The 14,374-nt window shown below is 68.7% G+C and carries 14 protein-coding genes and 1 other RNA gene; 11 read left to right on the forward strand and 4 right to left on the reverse strand.

The features are described from left to right. Window positions 1–25 precede the first annotated feature (25 nt). From E4P24_RS09300 to E4P24_RS09320, 5 genes are all read left to right on the forward strand, one after another. The gene (locus E4P24_RS09300) at window positions 26–1,456 is read left to right on the forward strand and encodes an Hvo_1808 family surface protein (RefSeq protein ID WP_115861254.1); all 1,431 of its coding nucleotides are present in this window, start codon (window positions 26–28) and stop codon (window positions 1,454–1,456) included. Between the two features lie 96 nt (window positions 1,457–1,552). Beyond that, window positions 1,553–1,990, forward strand: coding sequence for a hypothetical protein (locus E4P24_RS09305; protein WP_115861252.1), 438 nt, complete (start codon window positions 1,553–1,555; stop codon window positions 1,988–1,990). A gap of 44 nt (window positions 1,991–2,034) precedes the next feature. Then, window positions 2,035–3,468, forward strand: a complete 1,434-nt coding sequence (locus tag E4P24_RS09310; protein ID WP_188148402.1) for an Hvo_1808 family surface protein — start codon at window positions 2,035–2,037, stop codon at window positions 3,466–3,468. Window positions 3,469–3,505: 37 nt separating this feature from the next. Then, window positions 3,506–3,826, forward strand: a complete 321-nt coding sequence (locus E4P24_RS09315; RefSeq protein WP_115861248.1) for a hypothetical protein — start codon at window positions 3,506–3,508, stop codon at window positions 3,824–3,826. Between the two features lie 77 nt (window positions 3,827–3,903). After that, window positions 3,904–5,070: a nicotinate phosphoribosyltransferase gene (locus E4P24_RS09320; protein ID WP_115803287.1), complete on the forward strand. Its 1,167-nt coding sequence runs from the start codon at window positions 3,904–3,906 to the stop codon at window positions 5,068–5,070. Window positions 5,071–5,163: 93 nt separating this feature from the next. On the opposite strand, the gene E4P24_RS09325 is transcribed toward E4P24_RS09320, so the two are convergent. Beyond that, complete coding sequence (locus E4P24_RS09325) at window positions 5,164–5,766, reverse strand: TIGR00296 family protein (RefSeq protein ID WP_004041686.1); 603 nt, start codon at window positions 5,764–5,766, stop codon at window positions 5,164–5,166. Window positions 5,767–5,916: 150 nt separating this feature from the next. Between E4P24_RS09325 and rnpB the strand changes: the two genes are divergently transcribed. The 4 genes from rnpB (at window position 5,917) to E4P24_RS09345 (ending at window position 9,471) form a co-directional block, all read left to right on the forward strand. After that, an RNA gene (gene rnpB, locus E4P24_RS09330) (RNase P RNA component) lies at window positions 5,917–6,344 on the forward strand. Window positions 6,345–6,435: 91 nt separating this feature from the next. Then, complete coding sequence (locus tag E4P24_RS09335) at window positions 6,436–7,581, forward strand: zinc-dependent metalloprotease family protein (protein ID WP_188148403.1); 1,146 nt, start codon at window positions 6,436–6,438, stop codon at window positions 7,579–7,581. A gap of 84 nt (window positions 7,582–7,665) precedes the next feature. Further along, window positions 7,666–7,998 carry a hypothetical protein gene (locus E4P24_RS09340; protein ID WP_004063056.1) on the forward strand — a complete coding sequence of 111 codons (333 nt, stop codon included), beginning with the start codon at window positions 7,666–7,668 and terminating at the stop codon, window positions 7,996–7,998. Window positions 7,999–8,238: 240 nt separating this feature from the next. Beyond that, on the forward strand, window positions 8,239–9,471 hold the full coding sequence (locus E4P24_RS09345; RefSeq protein ID WP_115803285.1) for a digeranylgeranylglycerophospholipid reductase: 1,233 nt from the start codon (window positions 8,239–8,241) through the stop codon (window positions 9,469–9,471). Window positions 9,472–9,555: 84 nt separating this feature from the next. Here the strand turns inward: E4P24_RS09345 and E4P24_RS09350 are convergent, their stop codons facing one another. Then, window positions 9,556–9,954: a hypothetical protein gene (locus E4P24_RS09350; protein WP_188148404.1), complete on the reverse strand. Its 399-nt coding sequence runs from the start codon at window positions 9,952–9,954 to the stop codon at window positions 9,556–9,558. Window positions 9,955–10,065: 111 nt separating this feature from the next. On the opposite strand from E4P24_RS09350, the gene E4P24_RS09355 reads away from it, so the two are divergent. Further along, window positions 10,066–11,298 (forward strand): MBL fold metallo-hydrolase, encoded by a 1,233-nt coding sequence (locus tag E4P24_RS09355; RefSeq protein ID WP_115861240.1) that lies wholly within the window; start codon window positions 10,066–10,068, stop codon window positions 11,296–11,298. Between the two features lie 49 nt (window positions 11,299–11,347). Here the strand turns inward: E4P24_RS09355 and E4P24_RS09360 are convergent, their stop codons facing one another. Beyond that, window positions 11,348–11,488: a hypothetical protein gene (locus E4P24_RS09360; RefSeq protein WP_004063052.1), complete on the reverse strand. Its 141-nt coding sequence runs from the start codon at window positions 11,486–11,488 to the stop codon at window positions 11,348–11,350. A 149-nt stretch (window positions 11,489–11,637) separates the two neighbouring features. Beyond that, window positions 11,638–12,021: an SHOCT domain-containing protein gene (locus E4P24_RS09365; protein WP_188148405.1), complete on the reverse strand. Its 384-nt coding sequence runs from the start codon at window positions 12,019–12,021 to the stop codon at window positions 11,638–11,640. A gap of 241 nt (window positions 12,022–12,262) precedes the next feature. On the opposite strand from E4P24_RS09365, the gene E4P24_RS09370 reads away from it, so the two are divergent. Next, window positions 12,263–14,371, forward strand: a complete 2,109-nt coding sequence (locus E4P24_RS09370; protein WP_115861238.1) for a PAS domain-containing sensor histidine kinase — start codon at window positions 12,263–12,265, stop codon at window positions 14,369–14,371. Window positions 14,372–14,374 lie beyond the last annotated feature (3 nt).

Raw genomic sequence — 14,374 nt, forward strand, 5'->3', positions numbered from 1 at the left:
TCACTCCGGAGTCTAAGGGTACGATATGCGAACCACCGGTCTCCGCGCCGTTTTCGCCGCCGTACTCTTGGTTCTCGCCGGCTGTGCCGCCCCCACGGCCGCGCCCGGCGGCGACGCGTCGCCCGCGACCCCCGACCCGGACAGAGACGGCTTCGACGACCCCGACCAGGACGTGCTCGGCTGGGAGAACGGCTACTGGTACGACGAGCCAATCGCCGTCGACCAGTCCGACGGCCTCAACGACTCCGAGATGGAGGCGTACGTCGCCCGCGGGATGGCCCGCGTCGAACAGCTCCGGCAGTTGGAGTTCGACGAGCGCGTCCCCGTCAGCGTCGTCTCCCGAGACGACTACCGGAGCGCCAACGCCGGCGGCTCTGCCGCTTCGGACTCCGAGTACAACCGCTGGAACGACCAGGTGTGGGAGGCGCTTTTCATCGCCGGTGAGTCGACCGCGAGCGCGAGCGCCATCTCCGAGACGACCGGGAGTTCGGTCCTCGGCTTCTACTCGCCGTCCGACGGCGAAATTAAAATCGTCACCGACTCCCCGGGCGAGCCGACCATCGACAACGCCACGCTCGTCCACGAACTGGTCCACGCCGCACAGGACCAGCGGTTCGACCTGACCGACGCCCGATTCCGAAGCGAGACGCAGGACGGCGACCTCGCCACCGACGGCATCGTCGAGGGCGACGCCAGCTACGTCGAACGACAGTACAGCGAGCGGTGCGCGGCCGGGACGTGGGACTGCGTCGCCACGCCCGACACGGAAAACAGCGGCGGCAGCCCGAACCTCGGCGTCCTGATTACCATCTTCCAGCCGTACTCCGACGGCCCGGTGTACGTCCACGACCTCTACGAGCGGGGCGGCTGGGAGGCCGTCAACGACGCCCTTCGCGACCCGCCGGCGTCCACCGAACAGACCATCCACGTCACCGACGAATCGCCCCGTCCCATCTCCTTCGTCGACGAGGGGACGAACGGCTGGACCACCTTCCCCGACCAGGGCGTCGAGGGCTCGGACACGGTCGGAGAGGCGTCGATGTTCGCGATGTTCTGGTATCAGGCCCGCACGTCCGGCGCGGAAACCGTCCGCGTCCAGTCCATCCTCGACACGAACTCGCAGTACGACACGTACAACTACGACGCCGAGCCGTCGAACGGCTGGGCGAACGACCGCCTGTTCCCCTACCGCAACGCGGCCGGCGCGGAGACCGACTACGGCTACGTCTGGGTGACTGAGTGGGACACCGACGACGACGCGCGGGAGTTCCACGACGCGTACCTGAACATCCTCAGCGCCCACGACGCCACCCAGCGGGACGACGGCGTCTACGTCATCGCGGACGGCTCGTTCAACGACGCCTTCCGGGTCGTCCGCACCGGCGACCGCGTCGTCGTCGTCAACGGGCCGACGCCCGCCGACGTGGACGAGATTCGGCCGGGACTCGCCGGCTGAGTCGACTCCGCGTTTCACGCTGATTTTCCCGTTCCGTTTCGCGTTCCCGCCCGCCCGGTGACAAAGCACTTGCCGCGGGGCGACGCCAACCGGGATATGGCCCGCTTTCGAGCCCTCCCGCTGGCGGCGCTCGCCGCGCTCGCCGTCCTCTCCGGCTGTGTCGGCGTCCCGACTGCCGACGCGCCGGGTGAGTCGCCGTCGGTGACGGCGGAAACGCCGACTGCGACGACGGAACCCACACCGACCGACCCGGCGACGCCCACGGAAACCGACGAGTGGTACTTCGACTGCAACGCCTCGCTTTCGGTCGACCCCGCGGATGAGGTTCCGAGCGACGCGACCGTCTTCGACTACGCGAACCTCTCGACAGAGCGGCGCGCGGAGTTCGACGCGGCGGTTGGCGGGTCAAACTCCGCAGAGAGCGCCGACGCCGCGTCGTTCTCCGAGCGGACCGACGCCTACGAGTTCTGGGTGGAGCGCCCGTACGTCAGGTACGAAAACGAGACGTACAGCTCCGTCGTCGCAATCTGCTGACCCCGCGCCGGGACGCTTTTTCGACTCCCGCCCGTGAATTGGCTATGAACCGCCGCCTCGCCGCCGTTTTCTCCGCATTTCTGCTCGTCGTCGCCGGCTGTGCCGCCCCCGTCGCAGACCCGAGCGCCGCGAACGACAACTCGGACGCCGCGGTCGGGGGCGCGGACCCGGACCCGGACGCCGACCGGTCGTGGCCCGACGACCCGTCGACCGACCGACTCGGCTGGGAGGCCGGCTACTGGTACAACGAGTCCATCGCAGTCGACCAGTCCGACGGCCTGAACGACTCCGAGATGGAGGCGTTCGTCGCCCGGACGATGGCTCGCGTCGAGGTCGTCCGCGAACTGGAGTTCGAGGAGTCCGTGCCGGTCGAGGTCGTCTCGCGCGCCGAGTACCGAAACGAGTCCGACGCGTCGACCGACCCGGTCCACAGCGACTGGAACGACCAGGTGTGGGAGGCGCTGTTGCTGGTCGGTGAGGACCGGACCATCGACGAGGTGTTCGACGAGCTGTACGGCGGCGTGGTGCTCGGCTACTACTCCCCCTCCGAGGGCCGCATCGTCGTCGTGAGCGACGACAGCCAACCGACCATCGACCGTCGGACGCTCGCCCACGAACTGGTCCACGCCGCACAGGACCAGCAGTTCGGTCTGGACCGCTCGCCGTCGACGCAGGACGCCCAACTCGCCCACAGCGGGCTGGTCGAAGGCGACGCCCGCTACGTCGACGGCCTGTACGAAGCCCGCTGTGAGGCCGACTGGGACTGCGTCCCCCGGCCCTCGGGCGGCGGCTCGGGCGGCGGCTCGGTCGACTACCCGGTGTTCATCACCATCTACACGCCGTACAGCGAGGGGCCGACGTTCGTCTCGGACCTGCGCGACCGCGGCGGCTGGGCGGCCGTCGACGCGGCCTACGCCGACCGCCCCACCTCGACCGAGCAGGTGCTCCACCCGACCCGTTACCCCGACGAGCGACCGGTCGAGGTGACGGTCGAAGACCGCTCGTCGGCGGCGTGGACGCGCTACGACACCGACCCCGCCGCCGACACGGTCGGCGAGGCGTCCATCTTCGCGACGTTCTGGAAGCACCGCGCCGTCGACCGGGCGAGCCTCCAGCAGGCCCCCGGCGCGTACTCGCCGTACAACTACACCGCCGAACCCTCCGAGGGCTGGGCCGGCGACGCGGTGGTTCCCTACCGCCCGGCGTCCGACGAGACGTACGAGGCGAACCCCCACGAGCGCGGCTACGTCTGGCGGACGGTCTGGGATACCGAGGCGGACGCCGAGCAGTTCGAGCGGGCGTACGTGACCGACACGCTGGAGCGCAGCCTCAACGCGTCGGAGGCGGGCGAGGACACCTACCGCGTCGACGACGGCCCCTTCGCGGACGCCTATCGGGTGACGAGAGACGGCGACACCGTCACCGTCGTCAACGCGCCGACCGTGGCGCAGGTGGACGAGATTCACGAGCGAAGCTAGGAGAAAACACTTGTTTCTCGGCTGACAGTCGCTCCGTATGTCCAGCCGGCTCGGTCGCTTCGCGCTCGTCGCCTCTTTGCTCGTCCTGTTCGTCGCGGCCTTCCTCTTCGTCACCGGGTCGCTCGTTCCGTGGTCGAACAGTTGCCCGCCGCAACTCGGCGTGGACCCGGCCGACGACGTTCCCGCCGACGCGGAGATAGTCGCTTACGAGTCGCTCACGCCCGCCGAACAGGCCGCCTTCGACGACGCGCTGGCCTCGGACTCGATGGTTTCGCTCGACGACCGGCCGTGGTCGCCGGGACCCAGTTACGCCCGCAAGAACGGGACGGTCTACGACGCGACAATCGCCGTCTGCTGACCCGTTGAAGACAATTCGTCTTCGACGCACGTGACCGATTATACAGCTTTTTCATCGGCCGGGTGGAATCCGCGCCAATGAGTGACTTCGATATCGTCGGTCCCGAGGCCATCCGCGACGGCGTCGCGACCGACGCCTACTTCGAGCGGACCGAGGCGACCCTCCGACACGCGGGCAAGAACCCCCGCGTCGTCGCCGAGGTGACGGCCGACCAGTTCCCCGACGGCGACTTCGAGCTGTTCGCCGGCGTGAAAGACGCCGCGGAACTCCTCGCCGGCCGCGATATCGACGTCGACGCCATGCCCGAGGGCACGCTGTTCGACGGCGGCCCCGTGATGCGAATCGAGGGCGACTATCTGGAGTTCGCCCGGCTCGAAACCTCGCTTCTCGGCTTCCTCTCGCACGCCTCGGGCTGTGCGACGGCCGCCCTCGAAGCCCGCGCGGCGGCCCCCGACTCGACCGTTCTCTCGTTCGGCGCGCGACACGTCCACCCCGCCATCGCCGCGATGGTCGAGCGGAGCGCCCTCGTCGCCGGTCTCGACGGCTTCTCGCACGTCGCCGCCGGCGAGATTCTCGGGAAGGAGGCGTCGGGGACGATGCCGCACGCGCTCCTCATCGCCTTCGGGCGCGGCAATCAGGCCGAGGCGTTCCGCGCGTTCGACGAGGCCGTCGACGAAGACGTGCCGCGGGTCGCCCTCTGTGACACCTACGGCGACGAGACCGAGGAGGTGCTCCAGGCGGTCGAAGCGCTCGGTGACGACCTCGACAGCGTCCGCCTCGACACCACCTCCTCGCGCCGCGGCGACTTCCGTCACATCGTCCGCGAGGTTCGCTGGGAACTCGACGCCCGCGGCCACGAGGACGTGGGCATCTTCGTGAGCGGCGGTCTCGGCCCGGCCGAACTTCGGCACCTCCGCGACGTGGTCGAGGGCTTCGGCGTCGGCGGCCACATCTCGAACGCCGACCCGGTGGACTTCGCGCTCGACATCGTCGAGGTAAACGGCGAACCCGCGGCCAAGCGGGGCAAGCTCTCGGGCGTCAAAGAGGTCTACCGCACGGTCGACGGCGGCCACCACGTCGGCCTCCGCGGGCGGCCCGGTCCGACCGACGGTGAGTCGCTCCTCGAACCGCTCATCCGCGACGGCGAAGTCGTCTCCGAGTTCGACTTCGACATCGACGCGGCCGCGACGCGGGCCAGCGAAGACGCCGAGTCGGTCGGATTCGGCGGGGTCAGCGAGGAGTAAGCACGCGTTCTCGTTTTGCGGCGGCGACGCTCGGAGCCGTCGCTCGCCGGTCGTAGCCCTCCCTCCGAGAAGTCGAGTTGTCGTCGCGACGACTTACAGCGCTTCGACGCTCCCGCCGTCGTCGCGCTCGCGGAAGACCTGTCCTTCGAACAGGGTAATCATGGTATCGTCGTCCTGCCACGCCAGCGGCGACAGACCGGCTTTACGGCAGGCGTTCGTGAGGAACTCCTCTTTCGACCAGCCGAGTTCGACGGGCAGCGTCGGATACATCCAGCCGTGGGTGCCGCCGGCGTCGATGGCGATGCCGTGGGTGCCGAGTTCGATGTCTGCGACTGGGTCGTTAGTCAGCGTGTAGTTGTTGACGATACAGACAGAGATGTTCAGGTTCGGCAGTTCGGGTGCTTCGATTTCGGTCTGGCAGGAGTCGCCCGACGCGGCCTTGATGGCGGCGTCGACGATGGCGTGACCGAGTTGGTCTTTCCCCCGATACGCGCCCGCACAGCCCCGCAGTCGACCGCGCCCCCGTGTCGACTTGATGCGGACGAACGCCCCGGTTCGAGCGTAAAACGCGTCGCGCATGCTGCCCGGTTGTTCTCTCTGCCCGTGAAGAACGTACGATTCGACCGATTCCCGCGCTAGTTCGACCGCCCGCGCCCCATCATCGTAGGTGAGGTGTACGGTCTGCGCCTCGGACATATTACCATTCAAGTTCTGTGGTGACTTCAACGCTTCCCTCGGATGTTATCCCGTTGTTATGTAGTTTCGTTGCAACATAACGTGCGGCTAAACCCCGGTAGGACCCCGTTAATCGAACCGCTTATCCGACCGACCTGACTAGGGTAGGTCGGCAGAGAGAGCCCAGTTCCCGTGCCCGAGACGGGCATGAGGAAAGTCCCCCCACCGTCCGAACGGGTGACCGGGCGCAAGCCCGGAGTCGGAGACGGCTGGCGCTGGAACAGAAACGAGACCGCTCGACCCGACCGATGATGCGCGCGCGACGGCTCCGCCGTCGCCGGCGCGGCCGTCACGGCCGCGTGCGAACCGACCCGTAAGGGAAGGGAGCTAACCCGCAGAGGGATGAGGTGGCGTCGCCATCTCCGACGGTCGAGAACGGATGGAACGGCGAATCCTCACCGGTGCAAGTCCGCGCCGCGAAGGTAGTTCGGACGGCGCGTCGGGTTCGCCCGTCGCGCCCTCGGGGGCTCGCCCCGAGAAGGACGCGGACGCTGAGCCGAATGCTGGGACGAACAGAAGGGGGCTTACTCCTCTCAGCCGCTTTCGAACCGCCGAGCGACCGCTTTGTCGGTCGAGCCGTTTTCGCGCCGTCGGGAAACGCTCTTGACCGTTCGCCGCCGCAGTCTCGGTATGCGCGGCTCGACTCTCCTCGTGGCGGTGCTCGTCGTCCTCGCCGGCTGTGCCGCGCCGGTGTCGCCGGGAACCGACGGGACGACAGCGACGACTGCCACGTCTGCGGCTTCGCCGCCGACCACCGACTCGGCAACCGAGTCGCCCGCGGCGACCGCGACCCCGACGACTTCGCCTCCGTCGACGACCGCGACCGTGACCCCGACTGCCGCGCCCACCGAGTCACCGACGCCCGAACCCACAACGACGTTCACGCCCGCGCCCGGCTACGGGCCGTGGGGGTCCGAGCCGGTCGTCGTCGCCGTCGAAGCGCCCGACGACGGCCGCGACTACGCCGCCCTCGTGAGCGAGGCGACGGCGTTCTGGGAGGGGAACGACTCGCGCTACCTGGAGTACGAAATCGACTACGAGGTCGACGCCGACGCCCGCGACCCGGACCTCGTGGTCCGCTTTACCGACGACATCCCGGAGTGCAGCGGGCTGGACGACGCGGCCGGCTGCGCGCCCTACCTCACCGACGCGTGGCAGATAGACCGCCCCGAGACCGTCTACGTCCGAACCGGATACGGCGACGACTCGACGGTCGATATCGTCGCACACGAACTCGGTCACACGCTCGGACTCGCCCACGGCGACGAACCCGCAGAGTTGATGAACGCCACGGGCATCCTCTACACGCTCCCGCGGACGAACGCGACCGAGAAGGCGTTCCCGTGGGACGACCCGAACTTCACGGTCCACATCGACGACACGAACGCCTCGGACCCCGTCGCGGCCCGCGAGCAGGTTCGCCACGCGCTCGACTACTTCGAAGGCGGCGCGCCGGGGATGCCCGACAACCTCTCCTACACCTACGTCGACGACCCCGCGGACGCCGAGGTGCGCATCTCCTTTGCGGACAGTTCGCCGTGCGCCGCGGGCGCGGCCTCCTGCGCCATCGCCGGCGGCTACGACCCGGACGGCGACGGCTCGTTAGAGACCTACGGCAGCTACCGGGTCGTCCTCGTCGACCTCGACACCGAGGCCGTCGGCTGGCACGTCGGCTACTGGACCGCCCACTACCTCGGCGCGGAGGCCGACGACGACAAGCCCGAACCGTTCCAGAACGCGACGTACGGCGAGCGCCGGAGCGAGTGGTGGGCGTAGCGCCGGCGTCGCGTCGCCAGCCGAGCGCTCTGCGCCGCAGACGGGGGTTTTCACCCGGACGAATCGGCCGAGTCCTTCTTTGGCATGGCCCCCGTAGAGAGAGTCGTGACCCCCACCGACAGGCACGGCGACACCCATCCCGCGTTCGACGAGGAGTCGTTCCGCGACGCCCTCGCCGAGTTCGGCGGTACCGACGCCGAGCGCCGGGTCGTCGCGCGGCAGGCCCGCGACCTCGCGGACTCGGGGCAGGCCGAGTCCGACCGCGGCGCGCCGCTCACGGGCGACGAAATCGTGCGGAACATGCGCGACGCGCCCGAGGGCGGCCCCGCGACGCGCTGGAACTGGTGGCTCGGCGCGCTCGAAGCCGCCTACGGCGGCTACCGCGAGTTCCAAGTCCGCCGCATCCCGAAAGCCTGACTGTCGCCGCTCGCTCGCGTTGCGGCCCTGTCGGTCGTCGTTTTCGCTGCTGTCCAGCGGTGCGCCGCGGCCACCCCCGCTCGGCCGCCGCCTCCCGCAGTCATCTGTCGCCCCTCCGAGGACGGATTCCGTCGAACGGCCCCCGTTCCCGACCGTTCAAAACCAAAGCAGATTACACGCTTGTTACAGAAAAGGTGTGTAACGCGTACGACCAACCCTACCGGTGATGCCTACTCTACAATGACTGACAACTACGACGTGATTATCGCGGGCGCGGGCCCCGCAGGTGGACAGGCGGCACGAGACCTCGCCGCCCGAGGCTACGACGTGTGCGTCCTCGAAACCGAGTCCGAAGACGAGTTCCCCTCCAGAAGCAACAAATCGACCGCCGGGACGTTCCCGTCGACGATGGCCTCGTTCAACATCCCCGACGAGGTCGTGATGAACTTCACCGACGACGTCGTCCTGGAGTCCCCGAACGACCATTACCACCGCCACCAGCCCGGTGCAGTCCTCGAGTTTGCCGACTTCAAAAACTGGCTCGTCGATGAGGCGGAGGCCGACGGCGCGGAGTACCGCTTCGACGCGCGCGTCTCCAAGCCCATCATGGAGGGCGGCGAAATCGTCGGCGTCCGATACAACGGCGACGAGGAGGTGTACGCCGACATCGTCATCGACGCCACGGGACCGAGCGCGCCGCTCGCCAAGGCCCTCGATGTCTGCGACCTCCGCCGCGAGAAGCAGGCCATCGGCATCGAGTACGAGTTCGAGGGCATGGACCTCGCGCCCGACGGCTACGGCGACCTCACCGACGCGATGATGCTCCGTCTCGACCACGACATCGCGCCCGGCGGCTACTCGTGGATATTCCACACCGGCGGCGACACCGCGAAAGTCGGCGTCTGCTACATCCAAAACGAGGGCCACCGCCACAACGCCAAGTCGGGCTACACCATCGACGACTACCTCCAGTACTGGACCGAGTCCGACCCGCGCTTTGCGAACGCGGAGCGCATCGCGGGCAAACAGCACCGCGGCTCCGCGCACATCCAACTGCCGGGTCGAATGAGCACGGACAACTTCATGGCCATCGGCGACACGGTCCCGACCGTCGACCCGCTGTGGGGCGAGGGCATCGACAAATGCATGCGCTCGGGCCGGGTCGCGGCCGCGACCGCCGACCGCGCGCTCACCAACTCCGAGCGCGACACCTCGGCGTCCGAACTCGCCATCTACGACCAGCTGTGGCACGACCGCGTCGCGCCGAAGGTGAAAAACCGCCTGTTCATGACGGAGATGCTCTACCGCGCCTCCAACGAGCGCTACGACAAACTGCTCGAAGACCTCCACCGCCTCCCCGACGAGCAGTTAGACGCCGCGAACGGCGGTAGCCCGCTCGCCATGTTCCGGATGCTCAAATTCGAAGACCTCTCCATCCTCGCGTCCACCGCGAAAGACTGGTTCTCGAACTGAGCCGCCGGGCGACACGCGCGTCTCTCCGTCCCCGGTGTCCCCGCTCGTCTCTCGCCTCCGTTCTCGTTTCTCTCGTCGAGCCGCTCACCCGGCTCTGTCGCCGTCGCTCCCGCCGTCGCCGTCACCGAGCATCGCCAGTGCGTCGGCCAGCGCCGCCCGCGCCGACGCGACGTGTTCGTCGGCCGCCTCGTCTTCGGTTCCGTCGACGTTCGACAGCAGGTGTTCGACGTGGCCGAGGCGCGTCCGGACCACCTCGTCGTCCGGGAGCGGGCCGACTGCGAGGTCGCCCGCGACTGCCTCCGCTTCACCGAGCCATCGGCTCGCGTCCTCGCGGACGGGCCGGGTCGCTGTCGCGGCGAGCCGGTCGTGGAGCGCCGTCACCAGTCGGTCGAGGTCGTCGCGGTCGGGTTCGGCGTCGGTATCGGCGTCGGTATCGGCGTCGGAACTGGCGTCGGGGTCAGGGTCAGGGTCGGAGCCGGTCACGCCTCGGGAGACGGCGGCCGGCGTGAAAAGCGTCGAGCCCGCGAGCCCGCCGAGTCCCGCCGGCCTCGCGGGACCGACGAGCAAAAGCCCCTCCGGTCGGTACTGCCGCCAATGAAACTCCAGTTCCTCGGCGGGGCCGAGGAAGTCGGGCGCAGCGCGATTCTCGTCAACGACTCGCTGTTGCTCGACTACGGGATGCTGACCGGGAACCCCCCGCAGTTCCCCGTCGGCTCCGTCGAGCCCGACGCCGTCGTCGTCTCGCACGGCCACCTCGACCACGTCGGGACGGTCCCCTCGCTCCTCTCGGGCGACGACTGGCCGGCGGTCCATTGGACGCCGCCGACCGACGAACTCGCTCGGACCCTCGCGCGCGACACGCTCAAACTCCACGGCGGCAGCTACAACTGTCCGTTCACCGAGACGCACGTCCGGCGGATGACCCAGCAGTCGGCACACCACGACTACGGCGAGCCGTTCGAGGCCGCCGGCCACGAGGTCACGTTCTACAACGCGGGCCACATCCCCGGCAGCGCCCACGTCCTCGTCGACGACGGCGAGACCCGCCTGCTGTACACCGCCGACTTCCACACCGACGACCAGCGGTTGGTCTCGGGGACGACCGCCCGCCCGGACGCCGACGTGGTCATCTGCGAGTCCACCTACTCCGACGTGGAGCACGAGGACCGCGCGACCGTCGAAGAGCGGTTCGTGGAGTCGGTGCGGACGACCGTCTGGGAGGGCGGCACCGTCGTCGTCCCCGCGTTCGCCATCGGCCGGACGCAGGAGCTTCTCATGGTGCTCGACGCCCACGACATCGACTGCTACGTCGACGGCATGGGGGTCCGCGTGCTGGAGATGCTCGGAAATCACCCCGACTACGTCCGCGACGCGGCGGCGCTCAAGCGGGCGAAGTCGAACGCCAGAGTCGTCTCGGGCCGGGACGGCCAGCGAAAGCGCATCGCCCGGGAGAACTCGGTCATCGTGACGACGAGCGGGATGCTCTCTGGCGGGCCGGCGATGACGTACATCCCCGAGATTCGGGGCGACCCGACGAACAAAATCTGTCTCACCGGCTATCAGGTCGAGGGGACGCCGGGCAGGGAACTGGTCGAACGCGGCCGGTGCGAACTCAACGGCGGCGTCGTCCCGGTGGCCGCCCGCGCCGAGATGTACGACTTCTCGGCCCACGCCGACCGCCACGGGCTTCTGTCGTTCCTCGACGACTACCGCGACGCGCCGGTGTTCGTCAACCACGGCGACCGCTGTGCGGCGTTCGCCGGGGAGCTCAGCGCCGACGGCTACGAGGCCGCGGCTCCCGACATCGGGGCGACGGTCGAAGTCTGAGACGCGCCGGCGGCGACCCGTAGCGGGTCGAACCGACCGCTCCCCCGACCTATTCGGCGTGCTCGTCGTCGTCCGGAACCGCTATCGACCGGCTCGCGGCGACGCACGCGGACACGCGGAGTCGGGTCCGCTGCGACCGGAACCGACCGATAAACGAACGGAACTTCCCGTCGGATGCATCCGAAGCCATGGTTTTAGGTTGGCCTAAATGACCATAGTCGTTGCGGTGAGTGCGCACTGCCTTCAGCGGGTCGGCCGCGCGCCGACTCCCCGCGACCGCCTCCCGGGGAACCCCTTCGTTTCGCCTGCAACGTCCGGAGTATCTCGATTTCCGACGCGTCAGTCGCGGTCGAGTCGTTCGCGGCGGCGGTCGAACTCCTCGTCGTCGATGTCGCCGCGGGCGTAGGCCCGGCGGAGTTCGTCGAGCGCGCCGTCGCTCCCGTCGTCCCCGTCGCGCAGGGCGCGGAACAGGAGGACGCCGCCGCCGACGACCACTGCGAGGACGAGCAGTTGCCCGAAGATTCCCATCCCCCACATCCACCACGGGACGGTCCCGCCGGTTCCGCCGTGCATCCACGTGTCGTGCATCCAGCCGCCGCCCCACCCCATCGGCATGCCGCCGCCGAAGCCGGCCATCCCGACGAGGGCGGGGAGCGCGAACAGCGCGGCCAGCGCGAGCAGGACGATGCCAGCGAGTCGCGTCGAGTCGTTTGTCGTCGTCATAGTGTTCACCGAGGCGGCGGGTGCCGCCTCACAGGTGACAGTACGCGCTCCACGTTTAGGTCGATTGTCGCTTCGGGGCTTCGGCTCCGACGCCGGCAAAGATTGGATTTCTCCGGTTTTCGCCGCCCGAAGTTTGGAATCTTCGACGTGGGCGGGGCGCGGCGTTCGCGCTCCCCGCCGGTCATGATTTCCCGCCGACAGCTGTCGGTTCATACTTGAACCTCGCTGTCCTCTCGCCGGTATGCCTGGTCGGTTACACGTCCTCGTCGTCAGCGAGGACGCCGCCGTTCGCGAGCGTCTCGCCGACGAGCTTCCCGACTCGGTCGGTGACGCGACGACCGATGTCAGCGTCTCGACCGCCGACAGCCTCGACGCGGTCCACGCGGAACTCGAACGCGCTCGTATCGACTGTGCCGTCGTCTCGGCCGAGGTCACCGACGCGGAGGGTCTCTCGCTCGCCTCGAAACTCCGCGCCGACGGCGTCCCGCGCGTCTCGGTAGCGGGGTCGACCGCTGCCGACCGCGACCTCGACACGCTCGGCCGCGAGGTCTACGACGCCGCCCACAGCGCCGTCGGCTCGCTCGACTACCGCGCGCTCTTCGAGGCCGTCAACGTCGGCCTCGCGGTTCGCAACCTCGAAACGCTCGAACTCGTCGACATCAATCAGCACTATCTGGACATCCTCGGCATCGACCGCCAGTCGGTCATCGATACGAGTCCCCTCTACGTGACCGCGGATATCGCCGGCTACGACGCCGAGCGCGCTCTCCGCGAGGTCGAGGCCGCCCGCGAGGAGGGCGGAGCCGCCTTCACGTGGCCCATCGAGGGCGCGTCGGGCGGCACCGTCTGGATTCGCGTCAGCCTCACCGTCGCCGAGATTTCGGGACGGGACCGACTCATCTCGACGGTCGAGGACGTGACCGAAGAGCGCCGACGCGAGCGCGACCTTGCGGCGTTCAAGGAGGCGGTCGACGCCGTCGACGCCGGGGTCACCATCACGGAGCACGACCGACACGTGTACGTCAACCAGACCGCGGCCGACATCTGCGGCTACTCGGACCCCGAGTCGATGCTCGGGACGGGCTGGGGCCACCTCCACGACGAGCCGGAACTCGAACGCCTCAGAGAGACGATTCCCCCCGCGCTCGAAGCCGACGGCGAGTGGCAAGGCGAGGTGGCGATTCGCCGGCGCGACGGCGAACGCGTTCCGGTTCGGTTCTCCATCACGTCCCTCGAAGGCGACCGCAACGTCGTCGTCTTCCAGAGCCTCTCCGAGCAGAAAGCGCGCGAGGACGAACTCGAACGGAGCCGCGACTTCCTCGAACGGACCCAGCGCATCTCGAAAGTCGGCGGCTGGGAACTCGACCTCGTGACCGACACGCTGGCGTGGACCGACCAGACGAAGCGCATCCACGAGGTGCCGCTCGACTACGAGCCGACGGTCGACGACGCCATCGAGTTCTACGTCACCGACGACCGGGACCGAATCCGCGAGCTGTTGGACCGCTGTCGGTCCGAGGGCGTTCCCTGGGAAGAAGAGTTCCGACTGGTGACCGCCGAGGGGTCGGAGCTGTGGGTCCGCACCCACGGCGAGCCGGTCATCCGAAACGGACGCGTGGCGGCGCTCAGGGGGACGATACAGGACGTGACCGCCCGTCGCACCCGCGAGCGCGAACTCGAACGGACGAACGCCGAGCTGGAGGCGCTCAACCGCATCGTCCGCCACGACATCCGCAACGACATGGCCGTCGTCGTCGGCTGGGCGGAGCTACTCAGAGAACACGTCGACGAGGAGGGCGCGGACATCCTCTCGCGCATCCTCTCGACGGGCCGCCACACCACCGAGATAACCGAGGTCGCCCGCGACCTCATGGAGACGATGAGCGGCGGCGGCGTCGAGACCCGCCCGATGTCGCTCGCCAGCGCCGTCGACCGCGAGCTCGCGGTCCGCCGCGAGGCGTTTCCCAACGCCACGTTCGCGGTCGACGGCGAGATACCGGACGTGGCGGTGCGCGCGAACCCGCTCATCGCGTCGGTGCTCGGGAACCTCCTCAACAACGCCGTCCAGCACAACGCCGACGACACCGTCGTCACCGTCTCGGCGGCCGTGGACGACGACGCCGGCATGGCGGTCATCCGCATCGCCGACGACGGCTCGGGCATCCCCGACGCGCGGAAGTCGGTGGTCTTCGGCAAGGGGGAAAAGGGACTCGAAAGCACCGGGACCGGCCTCGGACTCTACCTCGTTCACCAGCTTGTCGACTCGTTCGGCGGCGAGGTCCACTTCGAGGACAACGAACCCACGGGTACGGTCGTCGTCGTCTCGCTCCCGCTCGCGTCGGTGGACTGAGCC

The organism is Haloferax sp. AS1 (genome assembly GCF_014530665.1).
In the GTDB taxonomy this organism is placed as follows: Archaea; Halobacteriota; Halobacteria; order Halobacteriales; family Haloferacaceae; genus Haloferax; species Haloferax volcanii.

Excerpts from the sequence above, each read along its gene's own strand:
- E4P24_RS09300 (WP_115861254.1), top strand. The coding sequence starts at position 26 with ATGCGAACCACCGGTCTCCGCGCCGTTTTCGCCGCCGTACTCTTGGTT.
- E4P24_RS09305 (WP_115861252.1), top strand. The coding sequence starts at position 1,553 with ATGGCCCGCTTTCGAGCCCTCCCGCTGGCGGCGCTCGCCGCGCTCGCC.
- E4P24_RS09310 (WP_188148402.1), top strand. The coding sequence starts at position 2,035 with ATGAACCGCCGCCTCGCCGCCGTTTTCTCCGCATTTCTGCTCGTCGTC.
- E4P24_RS09315 (WP_115861248.1), top strand. The coding sequence starts at position 3,506 with ATGTCCAGCCGGCTCGGTCGCTTCGCGCTCGTCGCCTCTTTGCTCGTC.
- E4P24_RS09320 (WP_115803287.1), top strand. The coding sequence starts at position 3,904 with ATGAGTGACTTCGATATCGTCGGTCCCGAGGCCATCCGCGACGGCGTC.
- E4P24_RS09325 (WP_004041686.1), bottom strand. The coding sequence starts at position 5,766 with ATGTCCGAGGCGCAGACCGTACACCTCACCTACGATGATGGGGCGCGG.
- E4P24_RS09335 (WP_188148403.1), top strand. The coding sequence starts at position 6,436 with ATGCGCGGCTCGACTCTCCTCGTGGCGGTGCTCGTCGTCCTCGCCGGC.
- E4P24_RS09340 (WP_004063056.1), top strand. The coding sequence starts at position 7,666 with ATGGCCCCCGTAGAGAGAGTCGTGACCCCCACCGACAGGCACGGCGAC.
- E4P24_RS09345 (WP_115803285.1), top strand. The coding sequence starts at position 8,239 with ATGACTGACAACTACGACGTGATTATCGCGGGCGCGGGCCCCGCAGGT.
- E4P24_RS09355 (WP_115861240.1), top strand. The coding sequence starts at position 10,066 with ATGAAACTCCAGTTCCTCGGCGGGGCCGAGGAAGTCGGGCGCAGCGCG.
- E4P24_RS09360 (WP_004063052.1), bottom strand. The coding sequence starts at position 11,488 with ATGGCTTCGGATGCATCCGACGGGAAGTTCCGTTCGTTTATCGGTCGG.
- E4P24_RS09365 (WP_188148405.1), bottom strand. The coding sequence starts at position 12,021 with ATGACGACGACAAACGACTCGACGCGACTCGCTGGCATCGTCCTGCTC.
- E4P24_RS09370 (WP_115861238.1), top strand. The coding sequence starts at position 12,263 with ATGCCTGGTCGGTTACACGTCCTCGTCGTCAGCGAGGACGCCGCCGTT.